At 59.5% G+C, this 19,827-nt stretch carries 21 protein-coding genes; 12 read left to right on the top strand and 9 right to left on the bottom strand.

The features are described 5' to 3' along the window. Positions 1 to 3 precede the first annotated feature (3 nt). Complete coding sequence (locus ACP7A4_RS07685; protein WP_426246249.1) at positions 4 to 873, bottom strand: SDR family oxidoreductase; 870 nt, start codon at positions 871 to 873, stop codon at positions 4 to 6. A 184-nt stretch (positions 874 to 1,057) separates the two neighbouring features. Between ACP7A4_RS07685 and exbB the strand changes: the two genes are divergently transcribed. From exbB to ACP7A4_RS07655, 6 genes are all read left to right on the top strand, one after another. Next, entirely contained in the window at positions 1,058 to 2,050 is a 993-nt protein-coding gene (gene exbB, locus ACP7A4_RS07680; RefSeq protein ID WP_426246247.1) for a tonB-system energizer ExbB, read from the top strand. 6 nt (positions 2,051 to 2,056) lie between these two features. Further along, entirely contained in the window at positions 2,057 to 2,485 is a 429-nt protein-coding gene (exbD, locus tag ACP7A4_RS07675; RefSeq protein WP_059765881.1) for a TonB system transport protein ExbD, read from the top strand. Then, complete coding sequence (locus ACP7A4_RS07670; RefSeq protein WP_059765879.1) at positions 2,482 to 3,228, top strand: TonB family protein; 747 nt, start codon at positions 2,482 to 2,484, stop codon at positions 3,226 to 3,228. Before exbD ends, ACP7A4_RS07670 begins: the two co-directional genes overlap by 4 nt. A 162-nt stretch (positions 3,229 to 3,390) precedes the next feature. Next, on the top strand, positions 3,391 to 4,311 hold the full coding sequence (locus tag ACP7A4_RS07665) for a hydrogen peroxide-inducible genes activator (protein WP_048363871.1): 921 nt from the start codon (positions 3,391 to 3,393) through the stop codon (positions 4,309 to 4,311). A gap of 8 nt (positions 4,312 to 4,319) precedes the next feature. Beyond that, positions 4,320 to 6,395, top strand: a complete 2,076-nt coding sequence (gene recG / locus ACP7A4_RS07660; protein ID WP_426246244.1) for an ATP-dependent DNA helicase RecG — start codon at positions 4,320 to 4,322, stop codon at positions 6,393 to 6,395. Between the two features lie 79 nt (positions 6,396 to 6,474). Next, on the top strand, positions 6,475 to 7,875 hold the full coding sequence (locus ACP7A4_RS07655) for an aminoacyl-tRNA deacylase and HDOD domain-containing protein (RefSeq protein WP_203302066.1): 1,401 nt from the start codon (positions 6,475 to 6,477) through the stop codon (positions 7,873 to 7,875). Positions 7,876 to 7,965: 90 nt separating this feature from the next. Here ACP7A4_RS07655 and ACP7A4_RS07650 read toward each other — a convergent pair whose 3' ends face one another. The 4 genes from ACP7A4_RS07650 to ACP7A4_RS07635 form a co-directional block, all read right to left on the bottom strand. Further along, entirely contained in the window at positions 7,966 to 8,346 is a 381-nt protein-coding gene (locus ACP7A4_RS07650; RefSeq protein WP_426246241.1) for a helicase, read from the bottom strand. A gap of 207 nt (positions 8,347 to 8,553) precedes the next feature. After that, a complete protein-coding gene (locus ACP7A4_RS07645) occupies positions 8,554 to 8,829 on the bottom strand; it encodes an HU family DNA-binding protein (RefSeq protein ID WP_048363875.1) in 276 nt (91 codons plus the stop codon). A gap of 189 nt (positions 8,830 to 9,018) precedes the next feature. After that, positions 9,019 to 10,167 carry an FAD-dependent oxidoreductase gene (locus tag ACP7A4_RS07640; protein ID WP_059765871.1) on the bottom strand — a complete coding sequence of 383 codons (1,149 nt, stop codon included), beginning with the start codon at positions 10,165 to 10,167 and terminating at the stop codon, positions 9,019 to 9,021. A gap of 34 nt (positions 10,168 to 10,201) precedes the next feature. Then, on the bottom strand, positions 10,202 to 10,369 hold the full coding sequence (locus tag ACP7A4_RS07635) for a rubredoxin (RefSeq protein WP_003437744.1): 168 nt from the start codon (positions 10,367 to 10,369) through the stop codon (positions 10,202 to 10,204). Positions 10,370 to 10,580: 211 nt separating this feature from the next. On the opposite strand from ACP7A4_RS07635, the gene ACP7A4_RS07630 reads away from it, so the two are divergent. Beyond that, a complete protein-coding gene (locus tag ACP7A4_RS07630) occupies positions 10,581 to 11,135 on the top strand; it encodes a chorismate--pyruvate lyase family protein (protein ID WP_426246238.1) in 555 nt (184 codons plus the stop codon). Further along, on the top strand, positions 11,135 to 12,025 hold the full coding sequence (gene ubiA, locus ACP7A4_RS07625) for a 4-hydroxybenzoate octaprenyltransferase (protein WP_059765865.1): 891 nt from the start codon (positions 11,135 to 11,137) through the stop codon (positions 12,023 to 12,025). Before ACP7A4_RS07630 ends, ubiA begins: the two co-directional genes overlap by 1 nt. 30 nt (positions 12,026 to 12,055) lie before the next feature. Here ubiA and ACP7A4_RS07620 read toward each other — a convergent pair whose 3' ends face one another. After that, positions 12,056 to 14,437, bottom strand: a complete 2,382-nt coding sequence (locus ACP7A4_RS07620) for a penicillin acylase family protein (RefSeq protein ID WP_426246236.1) — start codon at positions 14,435 to 14,437, stop codon at positions 12,056 to 12,058. Between the two features lie 29 nt (positions 14,438 to 14,466). Beyond that, on the bottom strand, positions 14,467 to 15,051 hold the full coding sequence (locus tag ACP7A4_RS07615; protein WP_059765861.1) for a DUF6436 domain-containing protein: 585 nt from the start codon (positions 15,049 to 15,051) through the stop codon (positions 14,467 to 14,469). Between the two features lie 109 nt (positions 15,052 to 15,160). Here ACP7A4_RS07615 and ACP7A4_RS07610 point away from each other — a divergent pair, with 109 nt between their 5' ends. Further along, on the top strand, positions 15,161 to 16,108 hold the full coding sequence (locus tag ACP7A4_RS07610) for an alpha/beta hydrolase (protein ID WP_426246233.1): 948 nt from the start codon (positions 15,161 to 15,163) through the stop codon (positions 16,106 to 16,108). Between the two features lie 33 nt (positions 16,109 to 16,141). Here the strand turns inward: ACP7A4_RS07610 and ACP7A4_RS07605 are convergent, their stop codons facing one another. Beyond that, positions 16,142 to 16,894 (bottom strand): DUF2059 domain-containing protein, encoded by a 753-nt coding sequence (locus tag ACP7A4_RS07605; RefSeq protein ID WP_059765857.1) that lies wholly within the window; start codon positions 16,892 to 16,894, stop codon positions 16,142 to 16,144. A gap of 151 nt (positions 16,895 to 17,045) precedes the next feature. Here ACP7A4_RS07605 and ACP7A4_RS07600 point away from each other — a divergent pair, with 151 nt between their 5' ends. From ACP7A4_RS07600 to ACP7A4_RS07590, 3 genes are all read left to right on the top strand, one after another. Further along, positions 17,046 to 17,681, top strand: coding sequence for a 2OG-Fe(II) oxygenase (locus ACP7A4_RS07600; RefSeq protein ID WP_059765855.1), 636 nt, complete (start codon positions 17,046 to 17,048; stop codon positions 17,679 to 17,681). Beyond that, positions 17,678 to 18,178, top strand: coding sequence for a DUF523 domain-containing protein (locus ACP7A4_RS07595; RefSeq protein ID WP_426246231.1), 501 nt, complete (start codon positions 17,678 to 17,680; stop codon positions 18,176 to 18,178). Before ACP7A4_RS07600 ends, ACP7A4_RS07595 begins: the two co-directional genes overlap by 4 nt. 62 nt (positions 18,179 to 18,240) lie before the next feature. After that, on the top strand, positions 18,241 to 18,972 hold the full coding sequence (locus ACP7A4_RS07590) for a carbonic anhydrase (RefSeq protein ID WP_059765851.1): 732 nt from the start codon (positions 18,241 to 18,243) through the stop codon (positions 18,970 to 18,972). A gap of 15 nt (positions 18,973 to 18,987) precedes the next feature. Here ACP7A4_RS07590 and ACP7A4_RS07585 read toward each other — a convergent pair whose 3' ends face one another. Continuing rightward, on the bottom strand, positions 18,988 to 19,623 hold the full coding sequence (locus ACP7A4_RS07585) for a hypothetical protein (protein WP_203302059.1): 636 nt from the start codon (positions 19,621 to 19,623) through the stop codon (positions 18,988 to 18,990). Between the last annotated feature and the right edge of the window lie 204 nt (positions 19,624 to 19,827).

Raw genomic sequence — 19,827 nt, 5'->3', positions numbered from 1 at the left:
TAATCAGTGTGCTTTGCCAGGCTGTCCCGCCAAAATCGCCGCATAACCTTCGCGATAGCTTGGGTAGCGCGGCTCCCATCCCAGGGCCTTGGCGCGTGCATTACTGCAACGCTTGCTCCCCGCCCGCCTTACGCTTGCCTCTTCAGACCACTCGGTCACGCCCAATTGCTCACGTAACCAGTTCACAACCTCTGACAATGGCGCAGGAGCATCATCGACCCCGATATAGCAGTCCTCCAACGTTTTGCCGTGTTGATGAGCCTCAAGCAGATAGGCCAGCAGTCCACCCGCGTCATCGGCGTGGATGCGGTTGCCATAAAGAGGCGGTTCAACAGCCACGCGATAGCCCTTGCGCACCTGCCCCAGCAGCCACTCCCGGCCAGGACCGTAGATCCCGGTCAAGCGCACTACGCTGGCGGGAATGCTGCTGTTCAAGGCGATCTGCTCCGCGTCCAGCATGATCCGCCCTGAGTAATTGGTAGCCTCGGCCGGTGAGGTTTCATCGACCCACTCACCTGCCTGCTGCACATAAACACCGCTGCTGGAAACGAACAGCAGGTGCTTGGGTTGTTGATTGTGTTGCTTGAGCCAACTGAGCGTGCGTTTGAGCGCATCGACATACGCGGCTTGGTAACCCGCTTCGTCGTGCTCGGTGGCGGCGACGCTGTACACCACATAGTCGATTTGGCCCGTGGGCCATTGCGCCGGGCACGGGTCTTTAAACAGGTCGGCCGCGACGCCATTCACGCCTTCAGGCAGTTGATCGATGGATCGCCTTAATCCGTAAACCTTCCATTCGTCCTTCAGTAACTGAGTGGCGAGTCGACTTCCGACATCGCCACAACCGACGATCAAGACAGAGGCGTTGGGCATCTCAAACTCCTAATGAAAAGCTGCAAAGCGGCCAAAAAAGGTCAGACGTTGGTCGTGACCTCGGAAAAAAACAGGTGCTATTGCTTTTGTTAACAAGAATTACTTGCAATAATAACGCATCATTTGTCCTTGGTCTTACACGCGTTGTAGGGCAAAACCTCAAAACTTCTCAGGTCCGGCTAGCATGACACGCAATCATTCCACCGCTTCGCCAACCCAGCTGTTGAGCCCTGCACGCCTTTGGCGTGGTGTGGCGGCGCTGATGTTCAGCCTGTTGCTTGCTCCGGCTGCGGCATTTGCCGATGAGCCAGCGAACGCTGCCGTACCTCCTGCAACCGTTAGTGCCGCTGCCGCTGATGCCACCGCGCCTGTTGCAGCGCCGGGTGCTACAGATCCAGCCCAGGCTGAGGGTGTTGTGGCCCCTGCGGATGACGCACCACAACTCGTCGCCGAAGAAGACAACAGCTTGGGCATGGCCCATGACCTGTCGCCGTGGGGCATGTACAAAAACGCCGACATCATCGTCAAAATCGTGATGATCGGTCTGGCAATCGCTTCGATCATCACGTGGACCATCTGGATCGCCAAAGGCTTCGAAGTGCTGGGCGCCAAGCGTCGTCTGCGCTCCGAAATCGCCAGCCTGAAAAAAGCCCGCACCCTTAAAGAGGCCAGCGAATCGGCCACTAGAGAGGGCACGCTGGCTCACCTGCTGGTGCAAGACGCCCTTGAAGAGATGCGTCTGTCGGCCAATAGCCGTGAAAAAGAAGGCATCAAAGAGCGCGTCAGCTTCCGTCTTGAGCGTCTGGTTGCGGCGTGCGGTCGCAACATGAGCAGCGGCACAGGCGTGTTGGCCACCATTGGTTCGACAGCACCGTTCGTGGGTCTGTTCGGCACCGTGTGGGGCATCATGAACAGCTTTATCGGCATCGCCAAAACCCAAACCACTAACCTGGCCGTTGTGGCGCCGGGTATTGCCGAGGCGCTGTTGGCCACGGCATTGGGCCTGGTAGCGGCGATCCCTGCGGTTGTGATTTACAACGTTTTCGCCCGCTCCATCACCGGCTACAAAGCTCAGGTGGCGGACGCATCGGCTGAAGTGTTGCTGCTGGTTAGCCGTGACCTCGATCACCTGCCGCCTGAGCGCAGCTCGCAACCGCACATGGTGAAAGTGGGGTAATCGGCCATGGGCCTGCATTTGAAAGAAGGCGCAGACGACGATCTGGCCGAGAACCACGAAATCAACGTCACACCCTTTATCGACGTAATGCTGGTACTGCTGATCATCTTCATGGTGGCCGCACCGCTGGCCACCGTGGATATCAAGGTTGACCTGCCCGCGTCCAGCGCCAAACCGGCGCCGCGCCCCGAGAAACCGGTGTTCCTTAGCGTCAAGGCGGATCAGCGCCTGTACCTGGGCGAAGAACCCGTCACCGTTGAAGCGCTGGGTCCGACGCTGGACGCCCGTACGCATAACAACAAAGACACAACGATCTTCTTCCAGGCCGACAAGGGTGTGGACTACGGTGACTTGATGAGCGTCATGGATGCATTGCGCGCAGCCGGTTACTTGAAGGTCGGGTTGGTCGGACTTGAGACGGCAGCCAAGAAATGACCATAGCGCGCCAAAAGATGACGCGTTACGCAACCAGCCTGGCCGTGGTGTTGGGTGTCCATGCAGTGGCGGTAATACTCGCCCTGCAATGGTCTAACCCGCGCGCAATCGAACTTCCGCCCCAGGCGATGATGGTCGATCTCGCGCCGCTGCCGGCACCGCCTCCTCCTGCGCCGCCGAAAGTGGTGACACCACCACAACCGCCGGCTCCAGTAGAAGAGTTGCCGATCCCCAAGCTGGCCGAAGCGCCCAAGCCGAAGATTTCTGTTCCCAAGCCGGTCAAACCCAAGCAAAAGCCTCAACCGCCCAAGCCTGTGGAAAAACCTGACCCGGTCAAAGAGAAACCTTCAGAAGAGAAACCGAGCGACGCGACGCCGACCAAGGCGCCCAGCGAGAAGTCCGCCGCACAGACCCGTGGCCCTTCGGCGCAACAACTGGCAGCCAAAGCCAGTTGGGAAGGTACTTTACTGGCCCACCTGGGCAAGTACAAAAAGTACCCGGCTGCTGCTCAATCGCGGGGCAAAGAAGGTCTGAACCGTCTGCGCTTTGTAGTCGATGCGCAAGGCAAGGTGCTGTCCTACGAATTGGTCGGGCGCTCAGGCAATGCTGATCTGGACCGGGCCACCCTGGAAATGATCCGTCGGGCACAACCTCTGCCCAAGCCTCCGGCTGACATGCTGACCAATGGCAGCATCGAGATCGTGGCACCCTTCGTTTATTCCATCGATAAACGTCGACGCTGATACCAGAAAGGGCACCGTAAGGTGCCTTTTTTGCATCTGCTGTATAGATAAAAACCGGCAAGCGCGTGATTAGCGACTGTAGCTCTGTGGGTAATGTCTGATAACGTGCGTCTATCGATTGCAGCCGTTATGCTTCGGCCCGCAGCCTCATGGACGCCCGCTATGACCCTTACAGAATTGCGCTACATCGTTACGCTTGCCCAAGAGCAGCACTTCGGCCACGCGGCCGAGCGTTGCCACGTCAGCCAACCGACCCTGTCGGTGGGCGTGAAAAAACTGGAAGACGAACTCGGTGTGCTGATTTTTGAGCGCAGCAAAAGCGCCGTGCGCCTGACGCCTGTGGGCGAGGGCATTGTTGCCCAGGCCCAGAAGGTACTGGAGCAAGCCCAAGGCATCCGTGAATTGGCGCAGGCGGGCAAAAACCAGCTCACCGCACCGCTCAAGGTCGGCGCGATCTACACCGTAGGTCCTTACCTGTTCCCGCATCTGATTCCACAACTGCATCGGGTCGCCCCGCAAATGCCGTTGTACATCGAAGAAAACTTCACTCACATCCTGCGCGACAAGCTGCGTAACGGTGAGCTGGACGCGATCATCATCGCCCTGCCGTTCCATGAGGCTGACGTGCTGACCCTGCCGCTCTACGACGAGCCGTTCTACGTGCTGATGCCGAGCGAGCACCCGTGGACCAAAAAAGACACCATCGACGCCAGCCTGCTCAACGACAAGAGTTTGCTGTTGCTGGGTGAAGGTCACTGCTTCCGCGATCAAGTGCTTGAGGCGTGCCCCACCCTGACCAAGGGCAATGACGGCGCCAAGCACACCACGGTCGAATCCAGCTCGCTGGAAACCATCCGGCACATGGTGGCCTCAGGCCTGGGCATTTCGATCCTGCCGCTCTCTGCTGTCGACAGTCACCATTATTCCCCCGGTGTGCTGGCCGTACGCCCGCTGACCCCGCCAGTGCCGTTCCGCACGGTGGCGATTGCATGGCGTGCCAGCTTCCCTCGGCCTAAAGCGATTGAGATCCTCGCGGACTCGATCCGTCTGTGCTCGGTGGCCAAGCCGCCTGCGGCGACGTAAGAACTGTTATGACCGAGTTGTCGAATGTGCCGGTCACGGCGCTTAAGGGCGTGGGAGAGGCGATGGCCGAGAAATTGGCCAAAGTCGGGCTGGAAACCGTGCAAGACGTGCTGTTTCATTTGCCGTTGCGCTACCAGGACCGCACCCGCGTTGTGCCGATCGGGGCGTTACGCCCCGGTCAGGATGCGGTGGTCGAAGGGCGGGTGATTGGCACCGATGTGGTCATGGGCAAGCGCCGCAGCTTGCTGGTGCGCATCAATGACGGCACGGGTGGCCTGAGCCTGCGTTTCTACCACTTCAGTAATGCGCAAAAGGAAAGCCTGAAGCGCGGCACTGAAGTGCGTTGCTATGGCGAAGCGCGTCCCGGCGCGTCGGGGCTGGAAATCTACCACCCGGAGTACCGTGCCATTACGGGCGATGAACCACCGCCGGTCGACACCACGCTGACCCCGATCTACCCCACCACTGAAGGCCTGACTCAGCAGCGCCTGCGCCAACTGAGCCTGCAAAGCCTGGCGATGTTGGGGCCACGCAGCCTGCCGGACTGGTTGCCGCGCGAGCTGGCCAAAGACTATCAACTGGCGCCTTTGGATGAGGCGATTCGCTATCTGCACCAGCCACCGGCCGATGCAGACGTTGAAGAACTCGCCTTGGGCCATCACTGGGCACAGCACCGCCTGGCGTTTGAAGAACTGCTGACCCATCAGCTGTCTCAGCAGCGTTTGCGCGAAAGTTTGCGCTCGCAACGGGCGCCTGCTCTGGCTAAAGCTCGAACGTTGCCTGAGCAGTTTCTGCGCAACTTGGGCTTTTCCCCGACCGGGGCGCAAGTGCGTGTCGGCAACGAAATTGCCTACGATCTCAGTCAGCCCGAGCCTATGTTGCGCCTGATTCAAGGGGATGTGGGGTCGGGTAAAACGGTGGTGGCGGCGATGGCCGCCTTGCAAGCGCTGGAGGCGGGTTATCAAGTGGCGCTGATGGCGCCCACCGAAATCCTCGCCGAGCAGCACTTCATCAGCTTCAAGCGCTGGCTGGAACCGTTGGGGCTTGAGGTGGCATGGCTGGCGGGCAAACTCAAAGGTAAGGCGCGTATCGCTGCACTGGAGCACATCGCCAACGGCGCGCCGATGGTGGTGGGCACGCACGCCTTGTTTCAGGATCAGGTGCAGTTCAAGCGCCTGGCGCTGGTCATCATCGACGAGCAGCACCGTTTCGGTGTGCAACAGCGCCTGGCCCTGCGTAATAAAGGCGTGGGCGGCGTCATGTGCCCGCATCAATTGATCATGACCGCGACGCCGATCCCGCGCACCCTGGCCATGAGTGCGTACGCCGACCTCGACACCTCGATCCTCGACGAACTGCCGCCGGGCCGAACCCCGGTTAACACGGTGCTGGTGGTCGACACGCGGCGTTTCGAAGTCATTGAGCGAGTGCGTGCGGCCTGTGCCGAAGGGCGTCAGGCGTACTGGGTGTGCACGCTGATTGAAGAGTCTGAAGAACTGACCTGTCAGGCGGCTGAAACCACCTTTGAAGACCTCTCCAGCGCCTTGGGTGAATTGCGCGTCGGGTTGATACACGGGCGCATGAAAGCTGCTGAAAAGGCTGAGGTCATGGCCCGGTTCAAAGCCGGCGAGTTGCAATTGCTGATTGCCACTACGGTGATTGAAGTCGGCGTGGACGTGCCCAATGCCAGCCTGATGATCATCGAAAACCCCGAACGACTGGGCTTGTCGCAGTTGCACCAATTGCGCGGGCGCGTCGGTCGAGGCAGCGCAGTGAGCCATTGCGTGCTGCTGTATCACCCGCCGCTGTCGCAAATTGGCCGTCAGCGTTTGGGCATCATGCGCGAGACCAACGATGGTTTCGTCATCGCCGAAAAAGACCTCGAACTGCGCGGCCCCGGCGAAATGCTTGGCACCCGGCAAACCGGGCTTTTGCAGTTTAAAGTTGCCGATTTGATGCGTGACGCCGACCTGCTTCCCGCTGTTCGCGACGCGGCACAAGCCCTGCTGGAACGCTGGCCCTCCCACGTCAGCCCTTTGCTGGACCGCTGGCTGCGCCACGGTCAGCAATACGGGCAGGTTTAAAGGCGCGTTCAGTAAATAGATCAGCGGCCGATTAACTGTCTGATTACCACATTTGAGTTGTAAGAACCGGACACACACCATGACTGAAGTTGCCAGCGCCCCAACTGTTCCCCACACGCCGTCGGTTATTCGACAGCTGCTTGGCGAGTTGGCCATCCCGTACCGGGAAGTCATTGACCACCCCGGCCTTAACCCCGCACGCAAAGTTCAAGCAGCGTTGCTCGATGACACGGTCGGCGCGCTCATGGTGCTGTTTCCGCAGAGTCACTTGCTTGACCTCAATCGTCTGGCCGAGCTGATCGGGCGGCGCATGACGGCTGTCGCGCCCGCGCACCTTGAGCGTATGCTCGGCAAGCATGAGCTGACGCTGCTGCCAGGTTTGCCGGCCCTCACCAGTTCGCCTTGCCTGTATGAAGAACAGCTGCTGCAACAGCCCTTGCTGTTGATTAACGCCGGTGAGCCGGGGCTGTTGCTGGAGATTTCTCAGGAACACTTCAAAAGCATGCTGACCAAGGCCAGCGCAGGGCGTTTTGCCGAGCCGCTGGAAGCCATCAAGCTTAATCTGGACCGCCCGGATGAAGACGGTGATGCCATCACTCAAGCGGTGCACGCGTTCACTGCGCGCCGTATTCAGCAGCGTCTTGAAGCGACAATTGAAATCCCGCCGTTGGCCGAAACCGCCCGCAAAATCATCCGCCTGCGCGTAGACCCCAACGCCACCATCGACGACATCACCGGTGTTGTCGAAACGGACCCTGCGCTGGCGGCACAAGTCATGAGTTGGGCGGCGTCACCGTACTACGCCTCACCGGGCAAGATCCGTTCAGTTGAAGACGCGATCGTGCGCGTACTGGGCTTTGATCTGGTGATTAACCTGGCACTGGGGCTGGCGCTGGGTAAAACCCTGAGCCTGCCCAAGGATCACCCGCAATCGAGCACGCCTTACTGGCAGCAGTCGATTTACACCGCGGCGGTCATTGAGGGGCTGACCCGTGCCATGCCCCGGGCCGAACGCCCTGAAACCGGTCTGACGTACCTGGCGGGGCTGCTGCACAATTTTGGCTATCTGCTGTTGGCCCACGTGTTTCCGCCGCACTTCTCGCTGATTTGCCGTCACCTTGAAGTCAACCCGCATGTCAGTCACAGCATGGTTGAACAGCATTTGCTGGGTATTACCCGTGAGCAAATCGGCGCCTGGCTGATGCGCTATTGGGACATGCCGGACGAACTGGCGGCGGCCCTGCGGTTTCAACATGACCCGCACTACGCGGGTGAACATGCGCAGTACCCCAATCTGGTGTGCGTGGCGGTGGGGCTGCTGCGCAGCCGTGGCATTGGGCACGGCCCATACGACCCGCTGCCTGACGCGCTGTTTGAAAGCTTGGGCGTAACGCGCGAAAAAGCCGAAGACGTCGTCAGCAAAGTGCTGGAGGCCGAGGTGTTATTGCGTGAGCTGGCTGCCCAATTCAGTCAGGCCTGACCTACGGGGCCAGGTTGGCCGAAGAACAGCGCGCAGCGCTACCCCCTCCTCGTAGAAGCTGCCAAAGGCTGCCACGGTCGTAGTCCGGGTTTAAGCCTTTGGTTTTTTACGTGGTTTCAGGTACTTGGTCAGGCCCTGGAACCACATCACCAGTGCAGGGTTGCCCTTGATCTGGATCGACTTGTCCTGAATCCCGGTCATGAACGCCAGTTGTTTGTTCTTGGCCTGCATGGTCGCGAAACCGTAGGCCGCATCTTTGAAGGCGATAGCAAACGCAGGCTCGGGGTACAGCCCTGAGTGGCTGGTAATGCGCTGGTTTTTGACTTTGAAGTGACGGGCGACGCTGCCGTCCAGGGTTTGCAGCTGGAACACCAGGTCTTTGTCGACCAGTTGTTGGGCAAACGCCGGGTTTTTTCGGCTGGCCCTGCTCATCATGAAGCCCAGCATCCAGAGCAGAAAACGAAATTTCATGTACGCGGCCTCAAGGGAAAAATAAATGGCCGGCGCAGTGTAACGATTTGTTCAAAGAACGCCATATATCTGCATGGATAGGCGTAGATGGGGGGCGTTTTGCCACTTATGGCCGCACGATTGTCCTGTCGCTATCAAGAATGGGCCGCCAGCCGCGCCAGCTTGCCCATTCTTCAAGGCCTCATGTGACGAAAGGCCGGTTTGTCACTAAGGGTTGACGCTGTCTTTCAAGAACTTGCCCGGTTTGAACGCAACGGTGTTGCTGGCCTTGATCGTGACTGGCTGACCCGTTTGCGGGTTTTGGCCGGTGCGGGCACCGCGGTGGCGTTGAACGAAGGTGCCGAAGCCAACCAGCGTGACGCTGTCTTTGCGGTGCAGGGCTTGGGTGATTTCTTCGAGCACGGCATTGAGCACGCGGCTGGCTTGCTCTTTGGTGAGGTCAGCCTTTTCCGCGATAGCGGCGGCGAGATCGGGTTTACGCATGATGAAGCCTCTTTGACGGTTTTTTGTTGTTATGTCCGTGCTGCTCTCAAGGGAGCAACGCCTTAGGCGCCGCAGGCTCTACTCTGCGGCAGACCGGTGTGAGAATGGCATGCGGCCAAGGCCGGCGCCAGCTTCGATCCGGCCTTTGTTGAGCCAAGGCAAAGGCATATGCGACAGAGTTGCCAGCGTTTACGCCAAAAGTGCAGGCAGCTCTTTGTTGAGGGCCAGTTTTTCGCGAACGGCCTCACCGGTCAGTGCATAACCTAGCAATTTGCCATCTGCGTCGCGGCACACCGCCTTGATGTCTGGGCCGCTGCCTTCGACCGACCAAACGCCCTCATACCCTGGGGGCACAGGCGACACCACCAGCGGGCACACCGGTGTTTTTACCGTGATGGGCATGGCGCCATAGCTGACAGCAGTGGGGTTGCCAGCCAGGGTTTTGGCCAGTGCGCGGGCGCAGCTCATCAGCGGCATGACATACAGCAAACTCAGGCCCTCAACCTGTGCGCAGTCACCCAGCGCGAAAATGTTGGCGTGGGAGGTCTTGAGCAGGCGGTCCACTTCAATCCCGCGATTGACCCGAATCCCGGCCGCGGCGGCCAAATCAGTCCGTGGGCGCAAGCCAATGGCTGACACCACGACGTCACAACGTATGACGCTACCATCAGACAAATGCGCCTCAACCCCGTCCGCAGTACGTTGCAGGCGCGTGAGTATCGGCCCTAGGTGCAAGCGTGCGCCGATACCTTCAAGAGCGGTTTGCACCGCTGCTGCTGCCGCAGGATGCAATAACGTGGGCATGACTTGCTCGCAAGGGGCGACCAGATCCACGTCATAGCCGCCTGCGATCAGGTCATTGGCAAACTCGCAGCCGATCAGGCCGGCCCCCAGTATCAGTACGCGGCGCTTGCCTGCGGCGGCGGTGCGAAAGCGTGCGTAATCTTCCAGGTCGTTGATGGGGTAAATAGCGTCCTGCGCATCGCCTTCAACGGTCACCTGCACCGTTTGCGCGCCCCACGCCAGAATCAGGTCGCGATACGGCACGGCTTCTTCACCGATCCACAACTGCTTGTGGCCGGGATCAATCCCGCTGATGCGCGTGTGGGTGCGCACTTGGGCGTTCAGTTGCTCAGCCATCGCTCCGGGGCTGGCCATGCTCAGGCCGTCGGCGTCTTTGTTTTTACCGAAACCGGTGGACAGCATGGGCTTGGAATAGGAACGCCCGTCATCGGCGGTGATCAACAGCAGCGGCGTTTCGCTGTCCAGCTTGCGAAATTCCCGGGCCAGGTTGTAGCCAGCCAGCCCGGTGCCAACGATCACGACAGGTGCGTTCATTCCAATCTCCCTAAGGGCGAAACTCAAAAAGGTATCAGTTGATTTCGATCATTTCGAAATCCATTTTGCCTACGCCGCAGTCCGGGCACAGCCAGTCTTCGGGCACGTCCTGCCACAGCGTGCCGGGGGCGATGCCATCATCCGGCCAGCCATCGGCTTCGTTATAAATCAGTCCACATACGATGCATTGCCACTTTTTCATGGGGGTATTTCCTTGGGTTCAGGCTTTGGCGAGGGCACAGACTTTTGCAGTGACGCTGTGTTGCTCGTCGAGTTCAGGGCGTTTTGTACGGATCAAAACCGGTAGATGCAAGCGAGATTGCAGCCAATCGGCACTCAAGCGCTCATTCGGGAGGCAGCGTGATAAGCTCGGCGCCCTCAATGGCTGCCAATTATGACCGACTGTGCCGCACATGACTTCCCCGTTGATCTCCCCCGTCTGGCTTGAACAAAGCCGCCTTCCTGCGTTGCCCGATGAACACACCCTAAACTGGTTGTTCGATCAAGGCTCGTTGACCCTTCGTCTCACAGCCCTTTCTGAGAATAACTTCAGTGTCTTGCCCTTGTTTGAAGGCTGGCAGACCTTGCGCGAGGACGAATGCGCCGCGCTCGACCTGCCTGGTAACAGCCGGGGCTGGGTGCGCGAAGTGTATTTGTGTGGGCACCAGCAGCCCTGGGTGTTTGCGCGCAGCGTAGCGTGCCAAAGCGCACTTGAAGCGGGCGGCTTGCACATGGACCAGCTGGGCACGCGTTCTTTGGGGCAATTGCTGTTCAGCGATGAGGCGTTTGAGCGCGGCGCGTTGCAGGTGTGCCATTACCCGCGCGAGTGGCTGCCCCAGGCCGATCAGGTCGATACGCTCTGGGCGCGACGGTCGCGCTTTGTTCGAGGAGAGCTGAGCGTGCTGGTGGCTGAGGTGTTTTTACCCAAACTGTGGGCCGCCGTGAGAGCCCGGTCGGAGAACAACTGATGTACGTGCGTCTGCTTAAATCACTCAACCGTTTGAACCCTCGCGCATGGGACTTTATTCAGTTAACGCGCATGGACAAGCCCATCGGCATTTACCTGCTGTTGTGGCCGACCTTGTGGGCGCTGTGGATTGCGGCCAAAGGTGTGCCGTCGCTGAGCAACCTGCTGATCTTCGTCTTCGGCGTGATCCTGACCCGTGCCGGCGGCTGTGTGATCAATGACTTTGCAGATCGCAAGGTCGATGGCCACGTCAAACGCACAGAACAACGGCCGTTGGTGAGCGGAAAAATCAGCGGCAAAGAAGCGTTGGTGTTTTTTGCCGTGCTAATGGGGATCAGCTTCCTGCTGGTGCTGTGCACCAATGCGCCTACGATCTGGCTGTCATTCGGCGGTTTGGCGTTGGCCGCCAGCTACCCGTTCATGAAGCGATACACCTACTACCCGCAAGTGGTGCTGGGCGCAGCCTTCTCGTGGGGCATGCCGATGGCGTTTACCGCCGAGACGGGCAGCCTGCCAGCGGCGGCGTGGTTGCTGTACATCGCCAACCTGCTGTGGACGGTGGCGTACGACACCTACTACGCCATGACGGACCGCGAGGACGACCTGAAAATCGGGGTTAAGTCGACCGCTATCCTGTTTGGCGACGCAGACCGGGTGATCAACCTCAGCCTGCAAGGGTTGGCGCTGGGTTGTCTGTGGCTGGCCGGCACCCAGTTTGAACTGGGTGGTTGGTTCCATATGGGGCTGTTGGTGGCCGCGGGCTGCTTCGTGTGGGAATTCTGGTACACCCGCGACCGCGATCCACAACGCTGCTTCAAGGCCTTCTTGCACAACCATTGGGCGGGTTTGGCGATCTTTGTCGGCATCGTCCTCAACTACGCGTTGGCGTGATCCCACGCCACCCGTAGTCGTTGCCCGCCTCTATGGCTTGGGCATCAATCGCAACGTGCTGCGGGTATTGAGCTGCACGTCGGCGTCCTCCATGTACGGTTTGTCGTAACGCCCCTCGATGTAGCTTTGCGCCTGATCCTTGTAGTGTTTGTCGAACGGCACGCCGCTCTGGCCCACCGGGTTGATGGTCAGCGTGTGGGTGGGGTCGGCAAAGTCGATCAGGCGCCGCGTAGACGGTCCGTAACCCACCGCCCAAGGGGCAGGGCCGAGTTTTGCGGACAAATTGTTGGGGACTTCATGGCTACCCGGCGCTGCGAAAGGTCCGACATTGAACAACCAGTCCAGTGGTTTTTGTTTACCCAGCGGATGCTCGTGGGTCAGGGTGTGCGCCCGGCCCCATTGCCACTGCGCGGGGTCGTCGCCCAAGGTGGCCTTGAGTTGAACGAGGCTGTTGCGCCAGGCAACGTTGACCGTGTCCGCCCGGGTCTCTTTGGTCAGCGTGTGACGATTGTCCCACCACGGCGAGTCCGGGCTGGCGACCAGACGCGGCAGCGCCTCATCGATCACGCGGGTGGTCAGCAGGATGTCAAAAAACGCATCGCCCAACTCGTCGTGCATGGCGGCATCCGCCAGGCTGAACAGCAATTGGTTGAACAGCGTGGCACTGGTTGAGTCCAGCGGGTAATCGCCCTTCCACTGCGCCAATTGCTCAACCAACTTAAGCTCGGCCGGGTCGCTGACACCCTTGCGCAGTACCGGCAACAAAGGCTTGAGTACGCGCTGCGCATAGTCGGTGGTGGTGCCCAACTGCAACGCCTGGCTGTTTTTCAGGTTCCATTTCACGCTGGCGTCGCTCAGTTGGCGATTGAGCTGTTGACCACGATCGGCCAGGTTGTAATAACCGGGAATCTCCAGCCCGGTGGGCGATACCGGCTGAAAGTTGGCTGACACGATGTAGCCGCGCGGCGGGTTTACCTCCTGCGGGTTGGCACTGAAAGGGTAGAAGCCCAATTTGTCCGCCTGCGCGCTGCTGCCGTCCAGAATGAACGCCGGGTTGACCCCGGCCGGGCGCTTAGGCAGTTGCGCCGCCGCCCACCAGCCGATATTGCCCTGGGCATTGGCCCACACCACATTCAACCCCGGCGCCTGAATATACGTGGCAGCCTTGCGCGCCTTGCTCACGGTGTTAGCGCGGTTGAGTTGGTAAAAGCCTTCCAGGATTGGATTTTTGGTCTCCAAAAAGCCCCACCACATGGCAATCGGCGTATTGCCTGCAATATCGCCCAGCACATCGTTAACAATCGGCCCGTGTGGCGATTGACGCAGCACCAGCGTGACCGGCGCCTGGCCTTTGACGGCAATCTCTTGCTCGGTGCGAGTCATGTCGACCCACTGGCCGTGGTACCAGACCTGATTGGGATTTTTGGGGTGGGTCTTTTCGGCGATCAGGTCCAGGTCATCGTTCTGGAACATGGTCAGGCTCCAGCCGAACTCGCGGTTGTTGCCCAAAAAGGCGAACGGCACCAGCGCCTGATGGTAGCCGTACAGCTCAAAGTCGGGCGCAGACAGCTGCGCTTCGTACCACACCGAGGGCACTGAAAAGCGAATGTGCGGGTCGCCCGCCAGCAACGGCTTGCCGTTTTGCGTGCGTCTGCCGGACACGGCCCAAGCGTTGCTGCCTTCAAACTGCGGCAAGCCAGCCTGACTCAAAGCACTGTCGCTGAGTTGCGCCAGAGCACCCAGGGTTTTCCAGTCGTTGGCCGCCAGCGCCGGGGGCAAGACGCCCTTGGGTTGCCATTGCAGATCGAAAACCTTGAGGTAGTCGCTGCCCAATTGATCACGTACGTAGGTGAGTAAGGGTTCAGTGCGAAACGCCGCCGCAAAGCTGTAGGCCATGTAACCGGCGATGCTGATGGTGTCTTCGGCGGTGAAGGCTCGCGGGGTGATGCCCAGCACGTCGAACTCCACAGGTTTGGCGTGGGTGGCCTGATATTGATTGATGCCGTCCAGGTAGGCTTGCAGCGCCTGCCACGCGGGGGACTGCTGATCCAGCTCGTTCACATAGGTGGCTGCGCGTTCGCGGATGCGCAGGCTGCGAAACAGCTTGTCAGTTTCTACCAGCTTGGGCCCGAGGATTTCGGCCAGTTCTCCGCGGGCCAGGCGGCGCATGATTTCCATCTGAAACAGCCGGTCTTGCGCCTGCACATAACCCAGCGCGCGGTACATATCGAGCTGATTACCGGCGCGAATATGCGGCACGCCGCGCTCGTCGTAACGCACGGTGACAGGCTCTTTGAGCGTATACAGCTCGACCTGGCCCTGACGCGAGGGCAACTTGCTCTGTACGTACCAGACCCCTCCCCCGGCCACTGCGGCAACGACAAGGGCGATGACGGTCAGACTGCGTTTCATGGGTGAACTCCTTGTTCTTTAAAGCGCCATCACGGGGTGACGTGATCGGCCTGCCACGGGCAATAACAGCCCACAGCCATAGTGTGAGTGGCTCTTACCGGGCGGCCTGCGCTCAGCGCTTGCAGGATGGGTTCGATAAAACTGTTGCTGGCATTGCAGGTGGCGCCTTCGCTGTACGGCCCGAAATAAGCCAATTGGCCACTGTGGTCCCAGATCGCCACGGCCGGGCTTGCGCTCAGGTGCTCAGCGCCGGGCAGGTTGGTCAACGGCTTGATCGCCCCCAAGGTGGCTGGCAGTTGGCCGTGGGTGCCGGGTTTTTGTACCGAATAAAACACCACGCCCAACGGTCCGTAATGCGCGAGCAGTTCGCTCAGGTGCTGCTGATTACCCACATTGCACGGGCAGGCCGGGTCCCAAAAGTGCACCACGCGAATCGGCCCCGGCCCGGACAGTTCGGCGGGCAGGCTTAATACATCTCCGGCAAATAGCGCGGTTTGATCACTGAATGCACGAATGTAACGCCCCTGAAACCAGTCATACGCGGCCCACAAACTGAGCGCACAGGTAAGGGTGAACGCGCAGGCAAGCAGGGTTTTGAAGGTGGGCAGGCGCATGCAAAAAGATCCTCGAAGGCCGCGTAGCTTGCCATGCTTGACCTGACAGATGAATATCGACGGTCTATAAAGCCTGTTTTGCGCGCACGCGCCCTGTTTGGAAGCCCTTATGCCTGCCCCGTTTTCCCCCGACACCTTACGCGCCAGTTTGCAGCCTTTAGCCGCAGCCCGGCCGTTATCGAGCGAGGGGCTGGCCTACCAGCGGTTTTACGGGTTGGACTTTGCGCATCACGCCGCGCCCGTGCAACGGCAACTGGGGTGTTACCGCGCCGGTGGTTACGATTTGGTCAGCCAAGTGTGGTGGCCCGAGGGTGCGCCAGTGGCGACGTTGTTTGTGATCCACGGGTTTTACGATCACATGGGGTTGTATCGGCATGTGATCGAATGGGGGCTGAGCCGAGGTTTTGTGGTGATTGCCTGTGATTTGCCGGGGCATGGCTTGTCCAGCGGCGAACGGGCCAGCATTGGCGATTTCAACCAGTATCAGGAAGCGCTCCAGGGTTTGTTCATCGAGGCGCAATCGCTTGGCTTGCCGCAACCGTGGCATTTGTGTGGGCAAAGCACCGGCGGCGCGATTGTGATTGATCACCTGCTGCATCAGGGCACCCACAGTCCGGCCCAAGGGCAGGCCATCTTGATGGCGCCGCTGGTGCGACCCAAAGACTGGCGTTGGTCAAAATTGAGCTATTACCTGCTGCGCCCGTTCGTCAAAGGCATTGCCCGACGCTTTAGCGAAAACACCAATAACCCTGACTTCATGCCTTTTTTGCTGGCCGATCCGCTACAGCCGCTGCGTTTGCCCACGGCCTGGGTCGGCGCATTGGCGCGCTGGATCGGGCGTATTGAAGAGGCTGCACCGAGTGCGCGAGCGCTGCTGATCATTCAGGGCGAGGCCGATAGAACGGTGGATTGGCGGCACAACCTGGGGGTGTTGAAAACCAAATTCACGCGGCCCGAGGTGCTGTTATTGCCTGAGGCACGCCACCATCTGGCCAACGAAACAGACACGATACGTGCGCGCTACTTCGCGTTTCTGGATCAGCACTTCAACGACTAACCCGCAGGCTGCGATCTTTAGGTCCTAAAACGCCTACGGGGCCAGGCTCGACGCGCTTTGCCCGACGGCAAGGCCTGCGCGCACCGCCGTCAGGGCTGCCTGGTAATACACTTTGCCGTCTTGGGACTCGGCGAAGGTCACGAACTCTTCCAGTTCAGGGTCAGACAAATCGCGATAGACGAAGAGCAAGGTGTTATCCAATTCGCCGCCAATTTGCTCCATCAACCGTTGGCGCTGACCATTGAGCATGCTTTGCGCCTGACCACCGCCGAGCAAACCGGGGATCATTGAACTCAAACTGTCTGCGGCGACGCCGGCAATGGCCAGGCTCACTTCTGCACCGGCCTCACGCGCTGGCAGCGCATTGGACAAGTGATTGATCAACAGCTGGCGAGTGGCGCTGGCCTCGATGCGCGGCAAGCCCTGTGCATGCTTGGCCAACTGGTCGCGGCGTGTGGCCAGCAATTCGGCGGCCACGATCTTGCTTCCCAGCGGGGACTGAAAAAAGCTCAGCGCCGGGGCCGGATCCGGCAAGTTCTTGCGCATTTGATCTTTGGCCCGCTTGTCCATTGCTTGCGGGTTGAAGCGCTGGCTGCTGTTGGTCACTAACGCTTGATAAACAGCAGGCGGCAAGTTGCTGCGATAGCGCTCTTGGGCGGCACTCAGGGCGTCATTGAAATGCGCACGTTGGTCTGACCAGCCAGCCACCTTGAACAAGTCATCCAGGTTGTCAGCCCATGCGGGTAATGAACAAAAAATAAGTAACGATAAAAACAAGCGGCGCATGAAGGACTCCTGTCAGCAGGTCGCTATTGTCCGGGTGTGGCGTAGGACTTGTCGAGATATCGTCTCTCCCAACCCGCTTTAAATGTGCGAGCGGTATTTATTTCAGAACACCGCTCTGCGGCTCTGTCAGATTTTGAGGCGTATGGATACTATGCCCGCCATGCAAATACCTTCTGATCATCCGCTGCTGCTGCGCATTGTCGACGACCTGTACGCACAGGGATGGTCGCAGCAAAACATCTTTCTGCCCCAGGATTTGACCCAGGAGCTGGCGGCCGAGTGCCATAAACGTTCGGTGCAGGGTGAACTGTCCCCGGCAGCGGTCGGGCGTGGGCCCAATCAGGAGGTCCGCGAAGGTATCCGCGGTGACCATATCCAATGGCTGGAGCCCGGTGAAGCACTGGCTTGTGACAGTTATCTCGGCTTAATGGAAAGCCTGCGAATCGCCATGAATCGCAGGCTTTTTTTGGGCCTGGAAGACTTCGAAAGTCACTTTGCGATGTACCCGCCCGGCGCGTTTTACCTCAAGCATCTGGACCGTTTTCGTGACGATGACCGTCGCATGGTCTCGGCGGTGGTGTACCTCAACGACGCCTGGCTGCCTGAGCACGGCGGGCATTTGCGTATGTACCTCGACGACCGGGGTGAGTACGACGTGTTGCCGACCGGCGGGTGCCTGGTGGTGTTTTTGTCGGGCGAAGTCCCTCACGAAGTGATGCCCGCGACCCGCGACCGTCTGTCGTTGACGGGCTGGTTTCGGCGGCGTGCAGCGCAGGTGCTGTTGTGAGCCAAAAAGTGTTGGTCAGCCGCTGCCTGTTGGGCCATCGCGTGCGCTATGACGGCGGGGCCAGCGGGCCTTATCCACAGCTGACGAAATGGCAGGCCGAAGGCCGAGTGATTGCGCTATGCCCCGAGGTCGCCGGTGGGTTGCCCACACCGCGAGCCGCCGCTGAGATTCCCGGTGGCCAAGGCACGCAAGTGCTCAGCGGCAAGGTGCCGGTCATGACCGCGGACGGCGAAAATGTCACCGATGCTTTTGTCTGCGGCGCGCAGCAGGCGTTGGCGCTGGTCGAAAAGCACGGCATTAAAATTGCCATTCTCAAGGCCAACAGCCCTTCATGCGGTAACCGCTTGACCTACGACGGCAGCTTCAGCGGGATCAAAGTCGAAGGCCAAGGGGTGACGGCAGCGTTACTGACCCAGGCCGGGGTGCAGGTGTTCAGTGAACTGGAGCTGGAAGAGGCAGCCAGCGTGCTGGACCGTGTAGGCCCCACCCGCTTTTGAACGTAGAGCCAGGATTTGAGTTCAGGTAACATCGCGTGCCACTTTGCCTTGGGGAATACGCGATGAGTGATAAACAAAAACCGCAGCCTGCTGCCTCGGCCACAGGTCCTGCTACCGCTGACAGCGCCGATGCAGCCTTGCACCACATTGTTGATGGCTTTCTGCATTTCCATCACGAGATCTTCCCCGAACAAGAAGCCTTCTTCAAAAAACTGGCCACCGCACAAAGCCCGCGCGCCATGTTTATCGCCTGCGCAGATTCGCGCATCGTGCCTGAGCTGATTACTCAAAGTGCGCCGGGTGATCTGTTCGTGACCCGTAACGTGGGCAACGTAGTGCCGCCGTACGGCCAGATGAACGGCGGTGTTTCAACCGCTATCGAGTACGCCGTGCTGGCATTGGGCGTGCAGCACATCATCATTTGCGGGCATTCGGATTGCGGCGCGATGCGGGCTGTGCTCAACCCCGCCAGCTTGAAAAAAATGCCGACCGTTAAAGCCTGGTTGCACCACGTAGAAGTGGCCAAAACCATGGTGCAGGACAACTGTAACTGCGCCAACGAAGCCGAAAGCATGCACGTATTGACCGAAGAAAACGTGATTGCCCAGTTGCAGCATTTGCGCACGCACCCCTCAGTGGCATCGCGCATGGCCAGCGGGCATCTGTTCATTCACGGCTGGGTGTACGACATCGAAACCAGCGCCATTAAAGCGTACGACGCGGACAAAGGTGCCTTCCTGCCGCTCGATGGCGCTACCCCGATCCCGAGTGCGACGCCCAAGGCGCGCTTTTAACCACCGCCTGTCAGGTTAAAAATTCAGCCCGACGCCCAGCTGCTTGGACAAGCACGGCCAGCGTTTCCAGGCAGCACCGGTCTGTGGGCTGATCAGCTTCTCGCGGTAGGCTTCGACTGACTCCAGCGCAAAGCTTTCGTCGTTGAGCATCTCGTCAACGGCGTGGTGCACCACTTCGTCCAATTGGTTGGCGAACGTTTCGCCGATCAATTGGTGCGCGATCAGGTTGGCCACGGTGGTGTCCAGCGGGATCAGCGGCTGTTGGAAGTGCTTGATGTACAGATCGTTGACCTCTTCCACCAGGCGGTGCGCCAGGTACGCTTCATCCAGCAAACTTTCCAGCCCGACGTGCCCGGCCATCAGTGCAGGTGGCTGAAGAAAAAACTGCTCGGCAATCTTCAGCACCGGCTTGATTTGCGATTCGATACCCGCCTCGCGGGCGACTTCGTTGGCCGCGTCCAGCAAGTCAGGCACCTGAGCGATGTAGGCACTGACAAACCGGGTCATGACCGCATTTTTGTCGAGTTCAGGCAGATGAATGGCTGTGTGAAGGTGTGGCAGCGTGTCTTCCAATTGGCGAGCGAGCAGGCCTGTATCGGCCTCATGCTGTTGGGCACGCAAGATCTGCTCGCGCAGGGCAGCGGTGTTCATGGGCACTCCAGGGGAACGCTAGACAGGGAATATCGTTAAAAATAGCCCACGTGAAACCCAGGGCCTTTTTCAGAGGGCGCGTATTGTTATTCATTTTGTGACCGGGCAGTGAGTGCCATTTGTCGTTGGAGTCAGTTTTTCGCTGTTTTGCCCCCTCACATTGCGGGGTTTAAGGCGCTGGCTATACTCGATTTTGTAAACGTT

The sequence above is a fragment of the Pseudomonas sp. TWR3-1-1 genome (assembly GCF_049896545.1).
Lineage (GTDB): Bacteria > Pseudomonadota > Gammaproteobacteria > Pseudomonadales > Pseudomonadaceae > Aquipseudomonas > Aquipseudomonas weihenstephanensis.
This window is presented reverse-complemented; position numbering and strand designations above follow the sequence as displayed.

What these genes read in the sequence shown, in the direction of transcription:
- ACP7A4_RS07650 (WP_426246241.1), bottom strand. Translation starts at nt 8,346, where the DNA reads ATGAAATTTCGTTTTCTGCTCTGGATGCTGGGCTTCATGATGAGCAGG.
- exbD (WP_059765881.1), top strand. Translation starts at nt 2,057, where the DNA reads ATGGGCCTGCATTTGAAAGAAGGCGCAGACGACGATCTGGCCGAGAAC.
- ACP7A4_RS07600 (WP_059765855.1), top strand. Translation starts at nt 17,046, where the DNA reads ATGCCCGCCATGCAAATACCTTCTGATCATCCGCTGCTGCTGCGCATT.
- recG (WP_426246244.1), top strand. Translation starts at nt 4,320, where the DNA reads ATGACCGAGTTGTCGAATGTGCCGGTCACGGCGCTTAAGGGCGTGGGA.
- ACP7A4_RS07605 (WP_059765857.1), bottom strand. Translation starts at nt 16,894, where the DNA reads ATGCGCCGCTTGTTTTTATCGTTACTTATTTTTTGTTCATTACCCGCA.
- ACP7A4_RS07655 (WP_203302066.1), top strand. Translation starts at nt 6,475, where the DNA reads ATGACTGAAGTTGCCAGCGCCCCAACTGTTCCCCACACGCCGTCGGTT.
- ubiA (WP_059765865.1), top strand. Translation starts at nt 11,135, where the DNA reads ATGTACGTGCGTCTGCTTAAATCACTCAACCGTTTGAACCCTCGCGCA.
- ACP7A4_RS07670 (WP_059765879.1), top strand. Translation starts at nt 2,482, where the DNA reads ATGACCATAGCGCGCCAAAAGATGACGCGTTACGCAACCAGCCTGGCC.
- ACP7A4_RS07645 (WP_048363875.1), bottom strand. Translation starts at nt 8,829, where the DNA reads ATGCGTAAACCCGATCTCGCCGCCGCTATCGCGGAAAAGGCTGACCTC.
- ACP7A4_RS07610 (WP_426246233.1), top strand. Translation starts at nt 15,161, where the DNA reads ATGCCTGCCCCGTTTTCCCCCGACACCTTACGCGCCAGTTTGCAGCCT.
- exbB (WP_426246247.1), top strand. Translation starts at nt 1,058, where the DNA reads ATGACACGCAATCATTCCACCGCTTCGCCAACCCAGCTGTTGAGCCCT.
- ACP7A4_RS07640 (WP_059765871.1), bottom strand. Translation starts at nt 10,167, where the DNA reads ATGAACGCACCTGTCGTGATCGTTGGCACCGGGCTGGCTGGCTACAAC.
- ACP7A4_RS07630 (WP_426246238.1), top strand. Translation starts at nt 10,581, where the DNA reads ATGACTTCCCCGTTGATCTCCCCCGTCTGGCTTGAACAAAGCCGCCTT.
- ACP7A4_RS07585 (WP_203302059.1), bottom strand. Translation starts at nt 19,623, where the DNA reads ATGAACACCGCTGCCCTGCGCGAGCAGATCTTGCGTGCCCAACAGCAT.
- ACP7A4_RS07685 (WP_426246249.1), bottom strand. Translation starts at nt 873, where the DNA reads ATGCCCAACGCCTCTGTCTTGATCGTCGGTTGTGGCGATGTCGGAAGT.
- ACP7A4_RS07615 (WP_059765861.1), bottom strand. Translation starts at nt 15,051, where the DNA reads ATGCGCCTGCCCACCTTCAAAACCCTGCTTGCCTGCGCGTTCACCCTT.
- ACP7A4_RS07620 (WP_426246236.1), bottom strand. Translation starts at nt 14,437, where the DNA reads ATGAAACGCAGTCTGACCGTCATCGCCCTTGTCGTTGCCGCAGTGGCC.
- ACP7A4_RS07635 (WP_003437744.1), bottom strand. Translation starts at nt 10,369, where the DNA reads ATGAAAAAGTGGCAATGCATCGTATGTGGACTGATTTATAACGAAGCC.
- ACP7A4_RS07590 (WP_059765851.1), top strand. Translation starts at nt 18,241, where the DNA reads ATGAGTGATAAACAAAAACCGCAGCCTGCTGCCTCGGCCACAGGTCCT.
- ACP7A4_RS07665 (WP_048363871.1), top strand. Translation starts at nt 3,391, where the DNA reads ATGACCCTTACAGAATTGCGCTACATCGTTACGCTTGCCCAAGAGCAG.